The organism is Klebsiella sp. BIGb0149 (assembly GCF_004362605.1).
Lineage (GTDB): Bacteria > Pseudomonadota > Gammaproteobacteria > Enterobacterales > Enterobacteriaceae > Klebsiella > Klebsiella terrigena.
In genome coordinates this window covers 289,651-309,516 of sequence record NZ_SNYG01000001.1, presented here as the reverse complement: position 1 = coordinate 309,516, position 19,866 = coordinate 289,651, and the positions used below count along the sequence as shown (strand labels likewise).

19 protein-coding genes are annotated in these 19,866 nt (G+C 59.7%); 10 read left to right on the top strand and 9 right to left on the bottom strand.

Features of this window, described 5'->3' with window-relative positions:
* Position 1 precedes the first annotated feature (1 nt).
* From EDF75_RS01490 to EDF75_RS01480, 3 genes are all read right to left on the bottom strand, one after another.
* Positions 2–955: an aldo/keto reductase gene (locus EDF75_RS01490; protein WP_133596633.1), complete on the bottom strand. Its 954-nt coding sequence runs from the start codon at positions 953–955 to the stop codon at positions 2–4.
* Between the two features lie 181 nt (positions 956–1,136).
* Positions 1,137–1,913, bottom strand: coding sequence for an ABC transporter substrate-binding protein (locus tag EDF75_RS01485; protein ID WP_041144462.1), 777 nt, complete (start codon positions 1,911–1,913; stop codon positions 1,137–1,139).
* A gap of 19 nt (positions 1,914–1,932) precedes the next feature.
* Positions 1,933–3,111, bottom strand: coding sequence for a M20 aminoacylase family protein (locus EDF75_RS01480; RefSeq protein WP_133596631.1), 1,179 nt, complete (start codon positions 3,109–3,111; stop codon positions 1,933–1,935).
* A 537-nt stretch (positions 3,112–3,648) separates the two neighbouring features.
* Between EDF75_RS01480 and EDF75_RS01475 the strand changes: the two genes are divergently transcribed.
* Positions 3,649–4,239 (top strand): lipid-binding SYLF domain-containing protein, encoded by a 591-nt coding sequence (locus EDF75_RS01475; protein ID WP_133596629.1) that lies wholly within the window; start codon positions 3,649–3,651, stop codon positions 4,237–4,239.
* 76 nt (positions 4,240–4,315) lie between these two features.
* Here EDF75_RS01475 and EDF75_RS01470 read toward each other — a convergent pair whose 3' ends face one another.
* Positions 4,316–4,798: an RcnB family protein gene (locus EDF75_RS01470; RefSeq protein ID WP_133596627.1), complete on the bottom strand. Its 483-nt coding sequence runs from the start codon at positions 4,796–4,798 to the stop codon at positions 4,316–4,318.
* A gap of 191 nt (positions 4,799–4,989) precedes the next feature.
* Positions 4,990–5,385 carry a hypothetical protein gene (locus EDF75_RS01465; RefSeq protein WP_133596625.1) on the bottom strand — a complete coding sequence of 132 codons (396 nt, stop codon included), beginning with the start codon at positions 5,383–5,385 and terminating at the stop codon, positions 4,990–4,992.
* 270 nt (positions 5,386–5,655) lie between these two features.
* Between EDF75_RS01465 and EDF75_RS01460 the strand changes: the two genes are divergently transcribed.
* From EDF75_RS01460 to EDF75_RS01450, 3 genes are read left to right on the top strand one after another with little or no spacing between them, the layout of a single operon-like run.
* A complete protein-coding gene (locus EDF75_RS01460; RefSeq protein WP_133596623.1) occupies positions 5,656–6,774 on the top strand; it encodes an ABC transporter substrate-binding protein in 1,119 nt (372 codons plus the stop codon).
* 57 nt (positions 6,775–6,831) lie between these two features.
* On the top strand, positions 6,832–7,860 hold the full coding sequence (locus tag EDF75_RS01455) for a FecCD family ABC transporter permease (RefSeq protein ID WP_166646128.1): 1,029 nt from the start codon (positions 6,832–6,834) through the stop codon (positions 7,858–7,860).
* The gene (locus EDF75_RS01450; RefSeq protein WP_133596620.1) at positions 7,857–8,660 is read left to right on the top strand and encodes an ABC transporter ATP-binding protein; all 804 of its coding nucleotides are present in this window, start codon (positions 7,857–7,859) and stop codon (positions 8,658–8,660) included. The genes EDF75_RS01455 and EDF75_RS01450 overlap by 4 nt, the downstream gene beginning before the upstream one ends.
* Before the next feature lie 60 nt (positions 8,661–8,720).
* Here EDF75_RS01450 and EDF75_RS01445 read toward each other — a convergent pair whose 3' ends face one another.
* The 3 genes from EDF75_RS01445 to EDF75_RS01435 all read right to left on the bottom strand — a co-directional run bounded on the left by EDF75_RS01445 (position 8,721) and on the right by EDF75_RS01435 (position 11,030).
* Positions 8,721–9,863, bottom strand: coding sequence for an HlyD family secretion protein (locus EDF75_RS01445; protein ID WP_133596618.1), 1,143 nt, complete (start codon positions 9,861–9,863; stop codon positions 8,721–8,723).
* A complete protein-coding gene (locus tag EDF75_RS01440; RefSeq protein WP_133596616.1) occupies positions 9,863–10,246 on the bottom strand; it encodes a DUF3302 domain-containing protein in 384 nt (127 codons plus the stop codon). Before EDF75_RS01440 ends, EDF75_RS01445 begins: the two co-directional genes overlap by 1 nt.
* 142 nt (positions 10,247–10,388) lie before the next feature.
* The gene (locus EDF75_RS01435; RefSeq protein ID WP_133596614.1) at positions 10,389–11,030 is read right to left on the bottom strand and encodes a helix-turn-helix domain-containing protein; all 642 of its coding nucleotides are present in this window, start codon (positions 11,028–11,030) and stop codon (positions 10,389–10,391) included.
* Positions 11,031–11,285: 255 nt separating this feature from the next.
* Here EDF75_RS01435 and EDF75_RS01430 point away from each other — a divergent pair, with 255 nt between their 5' ends.
* From EDF75_RS01430 to EDF75_RS01410, 5 genes are all read left to right on the top strand, one after another.
* A complete protein-coding gene (locus tag EDF75_RS01430) occupies positions 11,286–12,209 on the top strand; it encodes an aminoimidazole riboside kinase (RefSeq protein WP_133596612.1) in 924 nt (307 codons plus the stop codon).
* 168 nt (positions 12,210–12,377) lie between these two features.
* Positions 12,378–13,895: a carbohydrate porin gene (locus tag EDF75_RS01425; protein ID WP_133596610.1), complete on the top strand. Its 1,518-nt coding sequence runs from the start codon at positions 12,378–12,380 to the stop codon at positions 13,893–13,895.
* 94 nt (positions 13,896–13,989) lie between these two features.
* Positions 13,990–15,360, top strand: a complete 1,371-nt coding sequence (locus EDF75_RS01420) for a sucrose-specific PTS transporter subunit IIBC (RefSeq protein WP_095094749.1) — start codon at positions 13,990–13,992, stop codon at positions 15,358–15,360.
* The gene (locus EDF75_RS01415) at positions 15,360–16,769 is read left to right on the top strand and encodes a sucrose-6-phosphate hydrolase (RefSeq protein ID WP_133596608.1); all 1,410 of its coding nucleotides are present in this window, start codon (positions 15,360–15,362) and stop codon (positions 16,767–16,769) included. Before EDF75_RS01420 ends, EDF75_RS01415 begins: the two co-directional genes overlap by 1 nt.
* Positions 16,770–16,792: 23 nt before the next feature.
* A complete protein-coding gene (locus EDF75_RS01410) occupies positions 16,793–17,797 on the top strand; it encodes a LacI family DNA-binding transcriptional regulator (RefSeq protein WP_133597965.1) in 1,005 nt (334 codons plus the stop codon).
* A 14-nt stretch (positions 17,798–17,811) separates the two neighbouring features.
* On the opposite strand, the gene EDF75_RS01405 is transcribed toward EDF75_RS01410, so the two are convergent.
* A complete protein-coding gene (locus EDF75_RS01405; RefSeq protein ID WP_133596606.1) occupies positions 17,812–18,741 on the bottom strand; it encodes a LysR substrate-binding domain-containing protein in 930 nt (309 codons plus the stop codon).
* Between the two features lie 207 nt (positions 18,742–18,948).
* Here EDF75_RS01405 and EDF75_RS01400 point away from each other — a divergent pair, with 207 nt between their 5' ends.
* On the top strand, positions 18,949–19,863 hold the full coding sequence (locus tag EDF75_RS01400; RefSeq protein WP_227697854.1) for a branched-chain amino acid ABC transporter permease: 915 nt from the start codon (positions 18,949–18,951) through the stop codon (positions 19,861–19,863).
* Positions 19,864–19,866 lie beyond the last annotated feature (3 nt).

Below are 19,866 nucleotides of genomic sequence, written 5' to 3'. Positions count from 1 at the left end.
ATCAGGCGCTGGCGATCTCGAGCCGCGCCAGCTGCGCGGCGTTGAGCGTCAGCCCGGCGGCGCGGGCAAAGCTCTCAACCTGGGCGACGCTGGTCGCGCTGGCGATCGGCGCGGTCACCCCTTCCCGGCTCATCAGCCAGGCGAGGGCCACCTCCGCCGGCTTAGCGTTGTGCTGCCCGGCAACCTCTTCGAGGGTATCGAGAATGCGCATCCCGCGCGGATTGAGGTATTTGGCGATGCCGCCGCCGCGCTGGCTCTGCGCCAGGTCGGCCTGCTGGCGGTATTTGCCGGTTAAAAAGCCGGAGGCCAGGCTGTAGTAGGTCACCACGCCAATCTCGCGGCTGATGCAGAGATCGCAGAGCGCGCCTTCGAAGGCGGAGCGGTGATAGAGATTATATTCCGGCTGCAGCACCTGCCAGGCCGGCAGGCCGCCCTTGCGCGCCACCTCCAGCGCCGCCGACAGCTGCTGCGCGTCGAGGTTCGACGCGCCGGTCGCGCGGATTTTTCCCGCCTGCTGCAGGGCCTGGAACGCTTCCAGGGTTTCCGCCAGCGGAGTTTGCGGATCCGGCCAGTGGGCAAAATAGAGATCGATATAGTCGCTATTCAGGCGGCGCAGGGAGCGTTCTACCGCCTGCTGGATCCAGGCTTTGCTCAGCCCTTTTTGCCCGTCGGGCCCCATATCTGCGCCGACCTTGCTGAAGATTTTGACTCTATCGCGCATCCCCGGCCGCGCCTGCAGCCAGCGGCCGATTATCGTTTCCGACTCACCGCCCTGATTGCCGTCCGCCCAGCGGGAGTAAACGTCCGCCGTATCGATAGCGTCAAAGCCGTGGTCAACGAAAGCATCAAGAATGGCAAAACTGGTTTTTTCATCGCAGGTCCAGCCGAAAACGTTGCCGCCAAAGACCAGCGGCGCAATGGAAAATCCGGTTTTGCCCAATGGACGTGTCATCATGCCGTTCACTCCTTATTGACCCGTCGTCCTTCAGGTTGCCCGCGCCCGGCCTGGTTCAACTCGAATGAGTGAGGGTCTCGTTTATATTCTGCGTCCTGCGTTATCGGGCCAGGGTCAGAAATGATAGTAGAGAAAGGAAGCCTGAGGCGGGCTTTCCGTGCCCGCCGCCTGCATAACCGCATTATGTCCCGGAATAGACGTCAAAGCTAAAATATTTCCCGGCCAGTTTTTTATAGGTGCCGTCGGCAAGAATTTTGGCAATCGCGCCGTTAATCTCCTGACGCAAGGCGTCGTCGTCCTTGCGCAGGCCAATGGCCGCCCCGGCGCCAAACAGCTTATCGTCCTGCAGATGACCGCCAACGAAGGCGAAATCTTTGCCCTGCGGCTGCTGCAGGAAGCTGTAGTCCGCCATCATTCCGGAGAGCACCGCGCCGTCGATACGCCCGGACTCCAGATCCCGCACCACGCTGTCGGCGCCCTGGTAGGCCACGATATTAATTCCCGCCGGACGCCAGTGCTGATTCACGTAGGTTTCCTGCGCCGAGCCCTGCTCCACGCCGATGGTTTTGCCCTTCAGCTGCTCCGGCGTATTGCCGCTCAGCGTATTTTTGCGCGCCACGAGGAACACCGGGCCGTTGTAGAGCTTGTCGCTAAAGCCAATCTGCTCTTTACGTTTCTCGGTCATATACATACCGGAGAGAATGGCGTCAAATTTACGCGCCTTCAGCGCCGGAATGATGCCGTCGAAGTTGCTTTCCACCCACACGCATTTGGCCTGCAGCTGCTGGCAGATGGCGTTGCCTAAATCAATATCGAAACCCGCCAGCTTGCCCTGCGGATCCTTCCATTCAAACGGCGCAAAAGTCGGATCGACGCCAAAGCGAATTTCCTTATTTTCCGCGGCCAGCGCCGACGTTGAGGCCATCAGCGCAACCCACAGCAGAAGTGATTTTTTCATTATTTACGAGCTCCAGAGATCAGCGGCAGTGCGTTTCAACTAACCGGGCGAAAAGCGTCGCGCCGGTGCTAATAATGTCATCGTTAAAGTCGTAGCCTGGGTTATGCACCATGCAGCTGCCCTTGCCGCCCTTCTCGCCGTTGCCCAGCAGGAAGTAGCAGCCCGGACGCGCCTGCAGCATAAAGGCAAAATCTTCACTGGCGTTCATCGGTGAAATCGACGGCAGCACCTTCTCGCTGCCGAAGACCTCCAGCGCCAGCGCCCTGGCAAACGCCGTCTCCTCCTCGCTGTTGGTCAGCACCGGATAGGAGTCATAAACCTCGATCTCGCTGGTTGCGCCGTAGCTTTTGGCGGTGAACTCGGTGATTTCGTGGATGCGTTTAATCAGCAGATCGCGGACCTCGGGCTTCATCGCCCGTACGGTCAGCTCCATCACCGCGCTTTCAGGAATGACGTTGGAGGCGATGCCCGACTGGAAGGTGCCGACGGTGACAACGGCGGTTTCTCCCGGCGGCACGTTGCGCGCGACGATGCTCTGCAGGGCCATCACCAGCGCCGCGCCGGCCAGAATCGGGTCAACCGTGCGGTCAGGATGAGCGCCGTGGCCGCCGTAGCCGTGAACGGTGATTTTGACCGTATCCGCCGAGGCCATAAAGTTGCCGGCATAAAAACCGAGCTTGCCGACCGGCAGCCCCGGCATGTTGTGCAGCGCAAAAATTCGCTCGCAGGGGAAGCGATCGAACAGCCCGTCTTTAATCATTAAATCCGCCCCGCCGATGGCCTCTTCCGCAGGCTGGAAAATAAGGTGCACGGTGCCGTTAAACTCGCAGGCCGGAGAAGCGATATACTTCGCCGCCGCCAGCAGGATGGTGGTGTGGCCGTCGTGGCCGCAGGCGTGCATTTTTCCCGCCACGGTGCTGGCCCAGGGCAGGTCGGTGGTTTCAAAAATCGGCAGCGCGTCCATATCGGCGCGCAGCCCGATGGTGCGCGGCGAATCGCCCTTGCGCAATGAACCGACCAGCCCGGTTTTTCCCAGCTCGCGGGTCACCTGATATCCCCACTCCGCCAGCTTTCCGGCCACCAGCTCGCTGGTATTAAACTCTTCGAGGCTTAATTCCGGATTGGCATGTAAATAATGACGGATCGCAATCATTTCATCTTCAGCTGCTTTAATTTCTGGAATTACAAAATCGGTCATGCCGGTCTCCGGGAAATAAGATATACCCGCCGTCATTCTGCCTGCATCCGCGTTGGCAATAGTCCGGCCGCTTGCCGTTTTCGCCCGTCGGGCACGGTGTACGGCCGCTAATCCGGGTAAACGCCTGGGCGTTCGCCGCGCTGCAGAGCAAAATCCATTGGGTCAGAATATCTTCAATAATTGACGTTCCGACGGCGCCGAAACCTGAAGGATGAAGAATATACTCAGAGTGAATAACTTATCTGGATAAGCGGTTATTGCAAGCAGCATTTCTAATTCCTGAGGGAGCCATCATCTTATTTACTAATGATTATTCAGCGCCTTATCAAAGGCGCCGGGGAAAATACGCCGGCGCCTGGCGCATTAAAGAACGCGCCGCCGGGCAGGCTATTTCACCCCGACAGAGAACAGAGTAATAAGCTAATAAACAGGCAAAATTTAAATATAAACTTTTAAGTTCTGGGTCTTTATCGCAACTTCATTCTACGATCGCCGGCCTTAATCCCGTTTATCGCAACCCATACGGCAGATTGTAAAATGAAATATCAGCTCCTTTTTCTGGCATCGGCGCTGGCGATCGCCGGCTGCAGCGCGCAGGGCGATACCGCCAGCCAGCAGCGCGCCAGCATTCAAAAAATGCGTAACGAAACGCTGAGCAAACTTTATTCCCTGCACCCGGAAGCCCGCGCCGATATTCAGCATGCCGACGGCTACGCGGTATTTGCCAGCAACAGTAGCAAAATCCTGCTGTTCGGCTTTGGCAGCGGCTATGGCGTCGTTAAAGATATCCGCAGCGGTAAAGATACCTATATGAAAATGGCCCAGGGCGGTGCCGGCGTGGGAATGGGGGTAAAACAGCAGCGCACCGTGGTGGTCTTCCACGATAAAGCGGCGCTGAATAATTTTATCACCCGGGGCTATGTCGTCGGAGCCGATGCCAACGCGGCGGCAAAATATGACGATAAGGGCATTGCGCCGGTCGGCGCCTCGGCCAACGGCGTCGCCAAGGACGCCGCGTCCCTGCCTTCGAAAGTTAACGTCTACGAAATGACCGAAAAAGGGCTGGCCGCCCAGGCGATGATTAACGGCTATAAGTACTGGCCGGATGACGAGCTGAATAAAAGATAGGGCAGCCGCGCCGCCGCAGGCTCGCGAAAGGCGCTCCCGGAGACGGCACGCAGTACCGCTCCGGGATGCCGCTGGCTTAGTTGTTGAGCAGACCATTCACCAGAATTGAGGTGATGATCCCGGTCGCCGCCGCGATCAGAACGTAGTTGCCGTCAATATAGGACCAGTGCTGCCCCTGAGGAGGTGCCGGCAGGCCGCGATCGTTCCAGTTATTAATCCGGTACGCGCTGCCGCGATAGCGCTCAGGCGCGGGCTGGCCTTTGCGGAAGTCGTGGCCGTTCCAGGCGAAATGCTCCTGCTCGTGGCGATCCTGACGATGCTGCTGCTCGCCGCGATTCGATCCGCGATGATTGCCGTTATCCTGATGGCCGTTCGCCTGGTTTGCCTGCGGCCCGTTGCCGGGCCCCTGCTGGCGATTGCCGTCGCCTTTTCCGTGCCCGGACTCATTTTGCCATACCTGCTGCTGGCCGGGACCGTTGCCGCCATTCGGGCCGTCGGCGTAGGCCAGCGACGTGAGCGTGCAGGATAAAATAACTGCCAGAGTAATAATCTTTTTCATTGTCCACCTCCTGATATATTTCCTTTTTACCGGCGGAATGTGGAGAAACGGTGAGTATCGGAATAACCAGGAGTATTCCTGGCATATTGTCGCGGGCGGTAACCTTAATAATCTGGCGGATATGGCGTCTGCAGGAACCCAATGAAAAAGGCCGCTTGCGCGGCCCTTTTATTATGCAGAACAGTCAGTGATTACTCAGTGACTTTCTTTTTCAAATCGTCAGCACCCTGCCTGGTTTTATCCCAGCCTTCCTCGGTGGCGGCTTTGGTTTTATTCCAGCCTTTTTCAGTGCCTTCTTTGGTCTTATCCCAACCCTTCTCGGTACCTTCTTTGGTCTTGTGCCAGGTTTTCTGCGTGCCTTCGCTGACCTTGCTGCCCAGGCTATCGCTTTTGCCTTCAGCCGCGTGCTGAGACTTGAGCTTCAGCTCATCGCCTTCATTCTGGGCCTTATGCAGCTTTTCCTTCGCCGTGTTAGCCCCTTCATGGGCCGCCGCGACGGTTTCATCAGTAGCGTGTGTGGTGGTGGTTGCAGCAAAAACGGGGGCTGCTACCAGAATCGCAGATAACGCAATCATTGCCTTTTTCATAATTTCCTCTCTAACGTGCTTAGTGTTATGAGTCGCATTCAGCATGGCACAAGATTCTGCCGTTTGGCTTTAGGGATAGTTCTTAAAACTACCTCTGACGCTGACTGACTGTTTTTTAGGCAGTTAACCACAGATCGCGGCCGTTCTTATAAACTCCAGCAAAGTTGTTACATTTTATGAAATCGACGTTTCATATATCTGCCGTTTATTTTCACACGAGAATAATTATCAAAATCATTATATTTATAATTAGCAAACGGAACTCACATTATGGCAATAAAATCAGTAAGTTCGCTTATTCTTACTGCGCTAATCTCCGCCCCGCTGTCCGGCTATGCCACCCAGTATCCGCTCACCGTGACCGACCTCGACGGCCGCAGCATTACTCTCCAGCACGAGCCGCAGCGCATCATCCTGCAGGACGGCCGGGATATTATGGCGCTGGCGCTTCTCGACCGCGACAACCCCTTTAAGCGGCTGGTTGCCTGGAATAATCTGGCGAAAAAACAGGATGTTGAAACCTGGAAGATGCTGCAGCAGAAGTGGCCGCAGTCGGCGAGCATTCTGGATATGGGCTTTAGCGATAAGGGCAATATTGACCTTGAAAGCGTGATTTCCCGCCAGCCGGAGCTGATGATTGCCCAGCTGCGCGCGAAGCCGGCGCTGGAAGAGAGCGGCATTATCAGCAAGCTCGGCGCGCTCAATATTCCGGTGCTGTTTGTCGATTACGAGGTGAATCCGGCGAAGGATACCGCCCCGAGCATCGACCTGCTGGGCCAGGTGCTCAACCGCGAAGACAACGCCAAAGCCTATACCGACTACTATCGCCAGCAGCTGCAGGACATTCGCCAGAAAACCGCCGCCATCACGCCGAAGGCGAACGTCTTCGTCGAGGCGCTGGCGGGCAACAGCGACGCCTGCTGCTTTACCCACGGACATAGCGGCTGGGGCGGGCTGGTTGAAGCGGTCGGGGCCAATAACATCGGCGCGCAGGTGCTGCCAGGCGCCTCCGGCTTTGTGGCGCTGGAGAAGGTGATTAGCATGAAGCCCGACGCCTACATCATGACCGGCTCGAAACGCGGCAACAGCCAGGTTCTGCCGCTGGGCTACCGGGTTAACCAGCAGGAGGTGAACGCCCAGGCTCAGGTTCTGCTCTCGCGGACCGGCGTCAGCGCTATCCCGCCGGTGAAGGCCGGGCGGGCCTATGGGATCTATCACCACTTCTACAACCATCCGTGGAATATCGTCGGCATGGAGTATCTGGCGAAAGATATCTATCCGCAGACCTTTAGCAGCCTCAGCCCGGATGACAGCTACCGCTATATCGTGCGCCATTTCACCACCCTGCCCGACCTGCCCTTCGTCTTTTCCTGGAAACAAGGTGAGTAAGCGCCCATGAGCTCGACGACTGAATCCGCCCTCGTAGCCCAAGGCGTCGGGCGGGACGTGATGACCAACTACCGCCGGATCGTCCGCCGCCGCATCGGTTTTATGCTGCTGCTGGCGGCGCTGATTATCACCTCGCTGCTGCTCGATTTTATGATGGGTCCGTCCGGGATGCCGCTGCAGACGCTGTGGCAAACCCTGATCGATCCGGCCGGCGCCAGCGCCGGAACGCGGGTTATCGTCTGGGATATCCGCCTGCCGTACGCCCTGATGGCGATTATTGTGGGCCTCGCGCTCGGCCTCGCCGGCGCGGAGATGCAGACCATCCTCAACAATCCGCTGGCCAGCCCCTTTACCCTCGGCGTTTCGTCGGCGGCGGCCTTCGGCGCGGCGCTGGCCATCGTGCTGGGGATCGGCATTCCGGGGATCCCCAGCCAGTGGTTTATCTCGGCCAACGCCTTTATCTTCGCGCTGCTGGCCGCCCTGCTGCTGGACGGCATTACCCGCTGGACGCAGGTGGCCTCCTCCGGGGTGATCCTGTTCGGCATCGCGCTGGTCTTTACCTTTAACGCGCTGGTCTCGATGCTGCAGTTTGTCGCCAACGAAGACACGCTGCAGGGGCTGGTGTTCTGGACCATGGGCAGCATTGACCGCGCCTCGTGGCAGAAGGTCGGCATCCTGCTGGCGGTGCTGGCGGTAGTGATGCCGCTATCGATGCTGAGCTCATGGAAGCTGACGGCGCTGCGCCTCGGCGAAGATCGGGCCATGAGCTTCGGGATTAACGTGCGCCGCCTGCGCTTAACCACCCTGCTGCGGATCAGCATCCTGTCGGCGATTTCGGTGGCCTTCGTCGGCCCGATTGGCTTTATCGGCCTGGTCGCTCCGCACATCGCACGCCTGATTTTCGGCGAAGATCACCGCTTTTATCTCCCTGCCAGCGCCCTGATCGGCGCGCTGGTGCTGTCGCTGGCCTCCGTGGCGTCGAAGAATCTGATCCCCGGCGCCATTATTCCGGTCGGGATCGTCACCTCGCTGGTTGGCGTTCCGTTCTTTCTGAGCATCATTCTGCGCCATCGGGGGAACGTATGAATCCGCACATCTCTACGGGGCTGGCGCTGTCGCGCTTTAGCGCCGGCTATCCTAAGCGCCAGGTGATCCGCGACCTGACGGTACCGCGGCTGCCGCGCGGTGAAATCACCGCCCTGCTGGGCCCCAACGGCAGCGGCAAATCGACCCTGATGCGGGCGATGGCCGGCCTGGGCCCCTCGACGGGAGAGCTGTCGCTTGACGGGGAAAACCTGCTGGCGCTGCCGTTTGCCCGGCGGGCGGAAAAAGTCGTCTATCTGCCGCAAACGCTGCCGGCGGGGGTCCATCTGCACGTGCTGGAGTCGATTATCGTCGCCCAGCGCGCGGCCGGCGGCGTGCACGACGCGCAAAGCCAGCAGCAGGTGATGTCCCTGCTGCGCCAGCTGGGCATTGAACATCTGGCGCTCAGCTACCTCGACCGGCTTTCCGGCGGGCAGAAGCAGCTCGTCGGCCTGGCGCAGTCGCTTATCCGCCAGCCGGCGCTGCTGCTGCTCGATGAGCCGCTCAGCGCGCTGGATTTGAACTATCAGTTCCACGTGATGGATCTGGTGCGCAGAGAGACCCGAAAACGCAATATCGTCACCCTGGTGGTGGTGCATGACATTAATATCGCCCTGCGCCATGCCGATCGCGTGCTGATGCTAAAAGAGGGACGTCTGCTGGCCGAGGGGGCGCCGTCGCAGGTGATTACGCCGGAGATCTTAGCCGAGGTGTACGGCGTGCGGGGGCGCATTGAGCCCTGCTCGCAGGGGGTCATGCAGGTGATTATTGACGGACTGGTCGGCAGCGCGGTGCCGGCGTAGGCGGCGGTGGCCTTGAGCAGCGCCGGCGCCCTGAACCGGGGCGCCGGCCTGAGGCGGCGATTAATGATCGAGGTAGAGGTAGTTTTCCCAGCTTTTCATGCGGATCAGGATCTTACGAATAAGCGACAGGTGCTCGAAGTGTCCGGAATAGACCGCCGCTTCAACGTCGGTCCCCTGCGGTAAACGGTAATTTTGCAGGCGCGGATCGCTCACTTTGAAGACCACCAGCGCCCGGCCGTGGGCGTTTAACGCATCGGTGGTCAGCAGCTTGCCCTGACCCTGGAACTGGCTTTCACCGATTGCCGGCAGAACCTCGACGACCTCCGCGCGGAAAACGGTGCCCGGGATCGCCGGGAACAGCAGCTCCGCCTTCTCCCCGGCCTGCAGGCGCTGCAAAGAGTTCTGCCGGAATGCCGCGACGTATTCACGGGACTGATTCCCCGTCACCGGCACAAAGGTCATGACCGGCGCGAGGCCCAGGGCCGTCGACATGGTGCCGGGCCGCAGACCCACGGTGCTCACGTAGCCGTCAGACGGCGCGCGCACCACGGTATTCTCCAGCTTAAATTCGGCTTCCCGCAGCTGCGCCAGCAGCGAGGCAACCCGGGTATTTTCCCCGTGAACCACGGAGTGCAGGGCATTACGCGCCTGGACAACGTTCTCTTTTGCGGCCGCTACCGCGGCTTCGTCCGCTTTCCACGTCTGACGACGGGTATCGACCATCTGATCGGAAAAGGCCCCCTTGTCATGGCCGGCGGCAAAACGGGCATACTCCCGCTGGGCTCGGTCGCGCTCGGCGCTGGCTTTATCCAGGCTGGCCCGGGCGCTATTTAGCGCCGAGTCGAGCGATAGCGCGTCCTGGCTGGCCGCTTTTACCTGCGCCTTGAGGTCATCCACTTTGGCCTGGAACGGAGTGGGGTCAATAGTAAACAGCACGTCGCCCTGCTTCAGCATCTGATTAGACTGAACCGGAACGCTGGTCACGCGGCCCCGCGTCTGAGACACGATGGGCACCGTACGAAATACCTGCTTGCCCGTTTCGGTATAGGGGAAGTTATAATTCATGCCTAAAATAAGCGCTCCGATAATAACGACCCCACCTAATACCGCGGTCGGTACCGTCCATTTATTGAGTGGAATACGAAATATTTTAAAAATAGCGATACAGAGTGCGGAATAGCACAGCAGCAGCAGCGTTTCCATTATTTATCCTCCTTCGTGGCGATGCCTTCAGCAGCCACCGACAGCGAATGATGGCCTTTCAGGGTATTTAATTCCTGCTGCAGCGTATCCAGCCGCGTTAATACCTGAGTCAGGTGCCGATGCAGATCGCCACTTTCCTGCTGCACCTTCTGCATTCCCCAGCCGCGGTCCTCGCGCCACAGCGTCGCCCAGATCCACAGCAGCGGCCACAGCACGTGAAGCGTAAACAGGCTGACCCAGCCGGCGTAGTGAATAGCATCCTGGTGCGGATGATTTCTTTTCTTGGCAATTTCGTACGGGATATCGTGGATCACAATTATCCCGTAAAATAGAATCAGCACCACCGCAATCAGGATGGCCAGAGCGACATAGTCAAGAGTCATCGAATACTCCAGAGTTGAATAAGAGAAATAAATACCATCCCGACGGCGTGCCGAGGCCGGGCGGGAATAGAGATATAGCGTGCTGCGAGTTTATTTTACGCGGCAGCCTGCGGGAGAGAGTAAATAACCACTCGCGGAATAATTAAAATTTATCAGGGATTTTTCGGTCGATAGATATTAGCCGGCCCTTTTTCACCGTAATATATCCCCCCTCTTTCAGAGCCGCCAGTACCTGATAAACGTAGCTGCGCGAAAGGTTGGTGCGTTTGATAATAAAGGCGGACAGGCTTTCACGCTGCCCGGCGTCAATCCCGGTCCGGAACAGGTAGCGGGAAAGCATCGATTTGATGGTCTGAAAACCCGACAGATTACCCCGTTCGTTGTGGGCATCAATCGCCAGGATGCCCATATAGACCAGAATAGTGGTCAGCTCTTGCATATATTTTGGCGACGAGTGAAAGAATATGCGCTCAAAATCGGCGACCGTGACTTTAGCAAAACGACACGGGTCCTGGCACTGATAGAGCCAGTTCAGCTGCGGAAAGTAGCGTTCCGGCAGGCCGATCGGCATATGCTCAATCACAATCCCTAACAGATTTTGCGCATCGCCCACCGCCAGCGTCATTTGCCCCTGCAAAAGGAAGTAGATGTACCCCTCTGCGGGCTGAAAGCGCGCGCCGGCGGCACATTCAACCTCCTCGCCGCAGGCGACAACCTCGGGGAGATGCGTGCTCAGCTCGAGATTCTGGTAGGAAGAGTAGATATCGCCAAAGCTGCTATTCACCCCGTTATTTCCCCGTCAGAAAAATCTGCTGAACAAATCATTGCCAGACAAAATATACATAAGATTAATAGAGAGTAAAAGTCCACAGCTGGAGTTCCTGCCGCGATCGGCGCCCGGTTTGCGGCGTCAACCCTCGGGCCGCGTTTTTTTGTCCTGTCTCCCACTTTAGGCATCACGGCGTTTCGATCTGCACGGGGCTATGCTTTAATAAAGCTAAACCGGTTTAATATAGTTTAGCAACGAGGTGGAATGAGCATGAACGCAAAAGTTTGGGTGGTCGGAGATGCGGTGGTGGACCTGCTGCCGGAGAGCGGAGGGCGGCTGCTGCAGTGTCCCGGCGGTGCGCCAGCCAACGTCGCGGTAGGCGTTGCCCGCCTCGGCGGAGAGAGCGGATTTATCGGTCGCGTCGGCGACGATCCCTTCGGCCGCTTTATGCACCAGACGCTAAGTCAGGAGCGGGTCGACGTGAGCCATATGCGCCTCGACCCGCAGCAGAGAACCTCAACCGTGGTGGTCGACCTCGACAGCCACGGTGAGCGCACCTTTACCTTTATGGTGCGCCCCAGCGCCGACCTCTTTTTGCAGCCGGAGGATCTCCCGGCCTTCGCGCCCCGCCAGTGGCTCCACGTCTGCTCTATTGCCCTCAGCGCTGAGCCTAGCCGGAGCACCACCTTCGCGGCGATGGAGCAGATCAAAAGCGTCGGCGGCTGGGTAAGCTTCGACCCCAATATTCGCGAGGACCTGTGGCAGGACCCGGCGCTGCTGCAGGCCTGTCTCGACCGGGCGCTGTCGCTTGCCAACGTGGTGAAGCTCTCCGAGGAGGAGCTGGTCTTTATCAGCGGCAGCAGCGATCTGGCGCAGGGTATCGCCATCTTAACCCAGCGCTACCGGCCGGAGCTGCTGCTGGTCACCCAGGGAAAAGCCGGCGTGCTGGTGGCCTTCCAGCAGCAGACGATCCACTTTGCGGCAAAACCGGTGGTCAGCGTCGATACCACCGGCGCGGGCGACGCCTTCGTCGCCGGGCTGCTCTCCGGCCTCGCCGCCAACGGCATACCGGCCGACCTGGCGTCGCTGGAGCCCGCGCTGCAGCTGGCGCAAACCTGCGGCGCGCTGGCGACCACCGCCAAAGGCGCCATGACCGCCCTCCCCTGGCAGCACGATCTCAATCGCCAGTTTTGATCCCCCCGGGCCGTCCTCAACGGCCCGCTTTGTTGCCTCCGTCACAATTATTAAATCGGTTTAGCAAAACTTGTTTCGCTATGTTACGTGTCGCGTTTAACATATCAATTAAACCGGTTTAGCAAAAAACAACACATCATTCAATTTCACTTTTGGGATGCGAACAGCATGTATAAAAAAAGCACACTTGCCGTCCTTATCGCTTTGCTAACCGGAGCCGGTTCGGTCCATGCGCAAACGGATTTAAGCACCATCGAAGCCCGCCTGATAGCCCTGGAAAAACGCCTGCAGGATGCGGAAAACCGGGCGCAGACCGCGGAAAACCGCGCCGACTCGGCCGAGAAGAAAGTTGAGCAGCTCACCACGCAGCAGCAGAAAACCCAGGACAACACCCGGCAGGTGGCCCAGCGCACCGCCCAGCTGGAGAAGAAAGCCGATGAAAAGAGCGGCTTTGAGTTCCACGGCTACGCCCGCTCCGGCCTGCTGATGAACGACGCGGCCTCCAGCAGCAAAAGCGGTCCTTACCTGACGCCAGCCGGCGAAACCGGCGGCGCGATTGGCCGCCTCGGCAACGAGGCCGATACCTACGTCGAACTCAACCTGGAGCATAAGCAGACGCTGGATAACGGCGCGACCACCCGCTTCAAGGCGATGCTCGCCGACGGGCAAAAAACCTATAACGACTGGTCGGCCGACTCCAGCGATTTGAACATTCGCCAGGCGTTCGCCGAGCTGGGCAATCTCCCGAGCTTCGACGGGCCGTTTAAAGGCTCCACCCTGTGGGCCGGTAAGCGCTTCGACCGCGACAACTTCGACATCCACTGGCTGGACTCCGACGTGGTCTTCCTCGCCGGGACCGGCGGCGGTATCTACGACGTGAAGTGGAGCGACAGCGCGCGCAGCAACTTCTCGCTCTACGGGCGCAACTTTGGCGACCTCGAGCAGGTCGACAACAACGTGCAGAACTACATTCTGAGCATGAACCACTTCGTCGGCCCGGTGCAGGTGATGGTCAGCGGCCTGCGGGCAAAGGATAACGACGACCGTAAAGACGCCAACGGGGACGCCATCCAGACCGACGCCGCCAACAACGGGGTTCATGCGCTAGTCGGGCTGCACAACGACAGTTTTTACGGCCTGCGTGAAGGGACCAGCAAAACGGCGCTGCTCTACGGCCACGGCCTGGGCGCAGAGGTTAAGGGCATAGGCTCCGACGGCGCGCTGCTCTCCCAGGCCGATACCTGGCGCTTCGCCAGCTACGGCACCACGCCGCTTAGCGAGCGCTGGCATATCGCCCCGGCGGTGCTGGCGCAAAGCAGCAAAGACCGTTACGTCAAAGGCGACAGCTATGAATGGGTGACCTTCAACATGCGCCTGATCCAGGAGGTGACGCAGAACTTTGCCCTGGCGTATGAGGGAAGCTACCAGTACATGGATCTGCATCCGGAAGGATATAAAGATCGCAACGCCGTTAACGGCAGTTTCTATAAACTGACCTTCGCGCCAACGTTTAAAGTCGGCAAAATTGGTGATTTCTTTAACCGCCCGGAGCTGCGCCTGTTCGCGACCTGGATGGACTGGAGCAAAAAGCTGGACAACTACGCCAGCGATGACTCCTTTGGCAGCAGCGGTTTCAACGCCGGCGGCGAATGGAACTTCGGTATTCAGATGGAGACCTGGTTCTGACGGCAAGGGTCTGAAACCAGCTTAAAACCGCGGCATCAGTCCTCTGCTGCCGCGGAAATAAAACCAACAAATAATAATGCATTCAGAGGGTACTATGGATTTCGAACACATTTCCCGCTCGCTGCTTCCGCTGTTGGGAGGTAAGGAAAATATCGCCAGCGCCGCGCACTGCGCCACGCGTCTGCGCCTGGTGCTGGTCGATGATTCGCTGGCCGACAAGAAGGCCATCGGCGAAATTGAAGGGGTGAAGGGCTGCTTTAATAACGCCGGTCAGATGCAGATTATCTTTGGCACCGGCATCGTCAACAAAGTCTACGCCGCGTTTATCCAGGCCGCCGGGATCGGCGAGTCCAGCAAGTCGGAAGCCGCCAATATTGCGGCGAGAAAGCTCAACCCCTTCCAGCGCATTGCGCGCCTGCTGTCGAACATCTTCGTCCCTATTATTCCGGCTATCGTCGCCTCCGGCCTGCTGATGGGCCTGCTGGGGATGGTCAAAACCTACGGCTGGGTCGATCCGAGCAACGCCATCTATATCATTCTCGATATGTGCAGCTCGGCGGCCTTTATCATTCTGCCGATCCTGATTGGCTTCACCGCCGCGCGCGAATTTGGCGGCAACCCCTATCTCGGCGCGACCCTCGGCGGCATCTTAACCCACCCGGCGCTCACCAACGCCTGGGGCGTGGCCGCCGGCTTCCATTCGATGAACTTTTTCGGTCTGGAAATCGCCATGATCGGCTACCAGGGCACGGTATTCCCGGTGCTGCTGGCGGTGTGGTTTATGAGCATCGTCGAGAAGCAGCTGCGCCGGGTCATTCCTGACGCCCTCGATCTGATCCTGACGCCGTTCCTGACGGTTATCATCTCCGGCTTTATCGCCCTGCTGATTATCGGCCCCGCCGGCCGCGCGCTGGGCGACGGCATCTCGTTTATCCTTAGCACCCTGATCGCCCACGCCGGCTGGCTGGCCGGGCTGCTGTTCGGCGGCCTCTACTCGGTTATCGTGATCACCGGTATTCACCACAGCTTCCACGCCATTGAGGCCGGACTGCTGGGCAACCCGTCGATCGGCGTCAACTTCCTGCTGCCGATTTGGGCCATGGCCAACGTTGCCCAGGGCGGCGCCTGTCTGGCGGTCTGGTTTAAAACCAAAGATGCCAAAATCAAAGCCATCACCCTGCCCTCGGCCTTTTCCGCGATGCTCGGGATCACCGAAGCGGCGATATTCGGTATTAACCTGCGCTTCGTGAAGCCGTTTATCGCGGCCCTGATCGGCGGCGCGGCGGGCGGCGCGTGGGTGGTTTCGATGCACGTCTACATGACCGCGGTCGGGCTGACGGCGATCCCGGGTATGGCTATCGTGCAGGCCAGCTCGCTGCTGAACTACATCATCGGGATGGTTATCGCCTTCGGCGTGGCCTTTACCGTTTCCCTGCTGCTGAAATACAAAACGGACGCTGAATAATGTCACTTCCTTCACGTTTGCCGGCAATTTTACGCGCCGTGATGCAGGGCCAGCCGCGCGCGCTGCGCGATAGCCACTATCCGCAGTGGCACCTGGCCCCCACCACCGGCCTGATGAACGATCCTAACGGCTTTATCGAATTTGCCGGGCGCTATCACCTGTTTTACCAGTGGAACCCGATAGCCTGCGATCATACGTTCAAGTGCTGGGGGCACTGGAGCTCCGCCGACCTGCTGCACTGGCAGCATGAGCCCATCGCGCTGATGCCGGACGAAGAGTACGACCGCAGCGGCTGCTACTCGGGGAGCGCCGTCGATAACGACGGAAAATTGACCCTGTGCTACACCGGCAACGTGAAGTTTGAAGACGGCAGCAGAACCGCGTGGCAGTGCCTGGCAACGGAAAACAGCGACGGCACCTTTAGCAAAACCGGGCCGGTGCTGGCGCTGCCGAAGGGCTATACCGGCCACGTTCGCGACCCGAAGGTTTGGCAGCACGAAGGCCGCTGGTTCATGGTCCTCGGCGCCCAGGATCTGCAAAAGCGCGGTAAGGTGCTGCTGTTCAGCTCCGCGGATCTGCACCGGTGGGAGGCGGAAGGCGAAATTGCCGGCAGCGACCTCAACGGCCTGCACGACGCCGGCTATATGTGGGAGTGTCCGGATCTGTTCCCGCTCGCCGACCGGCATATCCTGATCTGCTGTCCCCAGGGTATCGCCCGCGAGGCCGATCGCTACCTCAACACCTATCCCGCCGTGTGGACGGCGGGCCGCTTCGACTACGCCAGCGCCCGCTTTGACCACGGCGCGCTTTATGAGCTCGATGCCGGCTTCGAATTTTACGCCCCGCAGACCATGCTGGCCGCCGACGGCCGGCGGCTGCTGGTCGGCTGGATGGGGGTTCCGGACGGCGAAGAGATGCGCCAGCCGACCCTCGCCCACGGCTGGATCCACCAGATGACCTGCCTGCGGGAGCTGGAGCTGCGCGACGGCAAACTCTACCAGTATCCGCTGCGCGAGCTGGCGGACCTGCGCGGCGAAGCCCGCGGCTGGCAGGGGCCAGGCCTGCCGCTGACGCCGATGGACATGGTCTTTGAGGTGGCGCCAGGCGACGCGCTGGGGATTGATTTCGGCGGCGCCCTCAGGCTCACCCTCGACGCCGACGGCATTCGCCTCGAACGCCGCAGCCTGGCCTGCAACGAGGCGCTCTACCGCTACTGGCGGGGAGAGGTGCGTGCGCTGCGGATCTTATGCGACAGCTCAAGCATTGAGATTTTCATTAACGGCGGAGAAGGCGTGATGAGCAGCCGCTATTTCCCGCAGTATCCTGGGCAAATGATTTTCAGCGGTGCGACGCCGGCTGCATTCTGCTACTGGCCGCTGCGGCCATGCATGGTAGAATCAGCGTTTTAATTTCTCGGGCGTATGCTGTCGTGATGAAAACCAAACGCGTTACCATTAAAGATATCGCCGAGCTGGCGGGCGTCTCGAAGGCGACTGCCAGCCTCGTGCTGAACGGGCGAGGCAAAGAGCTGCGCGTGGCGCAGGAGACCCGCGAACGCGTCCAGACCATCGCCCGCGAGCAGCACTATCAGCCGAGCATTCACGCCCGCTCGCTGCGCGATAACCGCAGCCATACCATCGGACTGGTGGTGCCGGAAATCACCAACTACGGCTTCGCGGTCTTCTCCCATGAGCTGGAAATGCTGTGCCGCGAGGCGGGCGTGCAGCTGCTTATCTCCTGCACCGACGAAAACCCGGCCCAGGAAAGCATGGTGGTCAATAATATGATTGCCCGCCAGGTTGACGGCCTGATCGTCGCCTCCTGCATGCACAACGACGCGGATTACCTCAAGCTCAGCGAGCAGCTGCCGGTGGTATTATTTGACCGCAGCCCCAGCGGCAGCAGCCTGCCGCTGGTGATGACCGACTCCATCACCCCTACCGCCGAGCTGATCTCACGGATTGCTCCCCAGCACGCCGACGAGTTCTGGTTTCTCGGCGGCCAGCCGCGGCTTTCGCCTTCGCGGGACCGGCTGGCCGGCTTTACCCAGGGGCTGGCGCAGGCGGGCGTTGAGCTCCGCCCTGAATGGGTGATTAACGGCAACTATCATCCCAGCTCAGGCTACGAAATGTTTGCCGCGCTCTGCGCGCGGCTGGGGCGGCCGCCTCAGGCGCTGTTCACCGCCGCCTGCGGCCTGCTGGAAGGGGTGCTGCGCTATATGAGCCAGCATAATTTACTCGATTCCGGCATCCACCTCGCCAGCTTCGACGATCACTATCTGTACGACTCGCTGTCGCTGCGCATTGATACCGTCCAGCAGGATAATCGCCAGCTGGCCTGGCACTGCTATGACCTGATCAGCCAGCTTATCGACGGCGCCGCCCCGGAGCCGCTGCAGCGCTATCTGCCGGCGACCCTGCAAATTCGCCACCGCTAGCCTACCCGAGGCGCTTACTTCAGCGCCTCGCCGCGCAGCCAGCTCTGCAGCAGCCTGCCGTTAGGCGTCATTTCGCTGTCCTGGCGCACGCACAGGTAGTAATCCCGGCCGTCATCGATGGCCGCGTCAAAGATTTTCACCAGCTCGCCGCTGTTCAGATACGGCGCGATCAGCGGCTCGCGCATCAGCGCGCAGCCCAGCCCGGCCTGCACGCCGGCGAGGGTTAACAGCCCGTCCTCAAACAGCGGCCCCGTCGATCGCGGCGGGCGCTTCACGCCCTGCTGCACAAACCACTGGTTCCAGGTGCTGCGCTCCTCGTCGTGGAGCAGCGGCATCTGCAGCAGCTGCTCCGGGGTATCAATATGTCCGTGCAGGCGGATAAACGCCCGGCTGCATACCGCCACCATTCTGCCGGAAATCAGCTTTTCGCTCTGATATCCCGCCCACCGCCCGTTGCCGAAGCGAATCGACATATCCGAGGCGTCGCTGAGGTAGTTGCGGTGGTTGGCGTAAACCACGTTGATTTCGGTCTGCGGGTTGGCGTGAACGAACGACGGCAGGCGGGGAATAAACCAGCCCATGCCAAACAGCGGGATCAGGCTGATCGTGACCTGCTGGCTCTGGACCTGATCGACCAGATGCTCGGTGGCCTGGCGCAGAACGTTAAACGCCGCGCGAATGGAGCGGTAGTATTCCCGCCCCTGCAGGCTGAGGGTCAGCCGTCGCCCCTGGCGCTCGGTAAGCGGGATCTGCAGGTATCCCTCCAGCACCTTCAGCTGATGGCTGACCGCCGACGGCGATATCGCCAGCTCCTGAGCGGCCTGGGTGATGCTGCCGAGGCGGGCGATGGCCTCAAAGGCGCGCACCGCCCGCAGCGGCGGATCGTTGGCCAGGCCGCTTTCCGCCCAGCCTTCCCGCTCCGCCGATTGTTCTGTTTTTTTCATATATTGATTTTCTTAGCGCTAAGTGAGATCCGACACGTCATTTAATTATAATAAATATCATAAAGATAAATAAATTCGCGATCATAATAAGAAAGAATATATCCGTATTTTACAATTTAATTCATTTATTGGATGGTAGCCGTAATTTGAGCACATTGTCGGGTAAATCGGTTGGACACACTCATACAGCAATTCATCAATGGCATCATGCTGGGAAGCATCTATGCCCTGATCGCGCTCGGCTACACCATGGTGTACGGCATCCTGCGCATCATTAACTTTGCCCACGGCGATATTCTGATGGTCGGCGCCCTGACGACGCTGTCGGCAATGAACGCGCTGAACGCCCATTTTCCCGGCCTGCCGCCGCTGGCCCAGCTGAGCCTGGCGCTGATGCTGGCCATGGTAGTCTGCGCCCTGCTGGCGATGGCGGTTGAGCGCTTTGCCTACCGCCGCCTGCGCAACGCTCCGCGCCTGGCGCCGCTGATCTCGGGGATCGGCGTGTCGGTGCTGCTGCAAACCGTGGCGATGATTATCTGGACCCGCAACCCGCAGATGTTCCCGCAGATCCTGCCGATGGAGCCGATCGCCGTGACCCACGGCAGCGCGGCGCATCCGCCGGCGATCGTCACCGTGACCGGCATCGTCACCGTTGCGCTGGCTTTTGCGGTCATGCTCGGCCTGTGGCTGCTGGTGGAATTTACCCGCTTAGGCCGCGGCATGCGCGCGGTGGCGGAGAACCCGCGCATCGCCACGCTGATGGGGGTCAACCCCAACGCCATTATCACCCTCACCTTCGCCATCGGCGGCGCGTTTGCGGCGCTGGCGGGCGTCATGATGGCCAGCAACTACGGCAGCGCCAGCTTCTCAATGGGTTTTCTCCCCGGCATTAAGGCCTTCACCGCGGCGGTGCTCGGCGGCATCGGCAATATTCGCGGCGCGATGCTCGGCGGCCTGCTGCTGGGGATCATCGAATCGCTGGGCGCCGGCTATCTCGGCGACCTGACCCACGGCGTCTTCGGCAGCAACTATCAGGATATCTTCGCCTTTATGGTGCTGATTGTGGTGCTGGTGTTCCGTCCCGCCGGTTTACTCGGCGAGCGCGTCGCGCATCGGGCATAGGAA

What these genes read in the sequence shown, in the direction of transcription:
- EDF75_RS01490 (WP_133596633.1), bottom strand. Translation starts at nt 955, where the DNA reads ATGATGACACGTCCATTGGGCAAAACCGGATTTTCCATTGCGCCGCTG.
- EDF75_RS01485 (WP_041144462.1), bottom strand. Translation starts at nt 1,913, where the DNA reads ATGAAAAAATCACTTCTGCTGTGGGTTGCGCTGATGGCCTCAACGTCG.
- EDF75_RS01480 (WP_133596631.1), bottom strand. Translation starts at nt 3,111, where the DNA reads ATGACCGATTTTGTAATTCCAGAAATTAAAGCAGCTGAAGATGAAATG.
- EDF75_RS01475 (WP_133596629.1), top strand. Translation starts at nt 3,649, where the DNA reads ATGAAATATCAGCTCCTTTTTCTGGCATCGGCGCTGGCGATCGCCGGC.
- EDF75_RS01470 (WP_133596627.1), bottom strand. Translation starts at nt 4,798, where the DNA reads ATGAAAAAGATTATTACTCTGGCAGTTATTTTATCCTGCACGCTCACG.
- EDF75_RS01465 (WP_133596625.1), bottom strand. Translation starts at nt 5,385, where the DNA reads ATGAAAAAGGCAATGATTGCGTTATCTGCGATTCTGGTAGCAGCCCCC.
- EDF75_RS01460 (WP_133596623.1), top strand. Translation starts at nt 5,656, where the DNA reads ATGGCAATAAAATCAGTAAGTTCGCTTATTCTTACTGCGCTAATCTCC.
- EDF75_RS01450 (WP_133596620.1), top strand. Translation starts at nt 7,857, where the DNA reads ATGAATCCGCACATCTCTACGGGGCTGGCGCTGTCGCGCTTTAGCGCC.
- EDF75_RS01445 (WP_133596618.1), bottom strand. Translation starts at nt 9,863, where the DNA reads ATGGAAACGCTGCTGCTGCTGTGCTATTCCGCACTCTGTATCGCTATT.
- EDF75_RS01440 (WP_133596616.1), bottom strand. Translation starts at nt 10,246, where the DNA reads ATGACTCTTGACTATGTCGCTCTGGCCATCCTGATTGCGGTGGTGCTG.
- EDF75_RS01430 (WP_133596612.1), top strand. Translation starts at nt 11,286, where the DNA reads ATGAACGCAAAAGTTTGGGTGGTCGGAGATGCGGTGGTGGACCTGCTG.
- EDF75_RS01425 (WP_133596610.1), top strand. Translation starts at nt 12,378, where the DNA reads ATGTATAAAAAAAGCACACTTGCCGTCCTTATCGCTTTGCTAACCGGA.
- EDF75_RS01420 (WP_095094749.1), top strand. Translation starts at nt 13,990, where the DNA reads ATGGATTTCGAACACATTTCCCGCTCGCTGCTTCCGCTGTTGGGAGGT.
- EDF75_RS01415 (WP_133596608.1), top strand. Translation starts at nt 15,360, where the DNA reads ATGTCACTTCCTTCACGTTTGCCGGCAATTTTACGCGCCGTGATGCAG.
- EDF75_RS01410 (WP_133597965.1), top strand. Translation starts at nt 16,793, where the DNA reads ATGAAAACCAAACGCGTTACCATTAAAGATATCGCCGAGCTGGCGGGC.
- EDF75_RS01405 (WP_133596606.1), bottom strand. Translation starts at nt 18,741, where the DNA reads ATGAAAAAAACAGAACAATCGGCGGAGCGGGAAGGCTGGGCGGAAAGC.
- EDF75_RS01400 (WP_227697854.1), top strand. Translation starts at nt 18,949, where the DNA reads ATGCTGGGAAGCATCTATGCCCTGATCGCGCTCGGCTACACCATGGTG.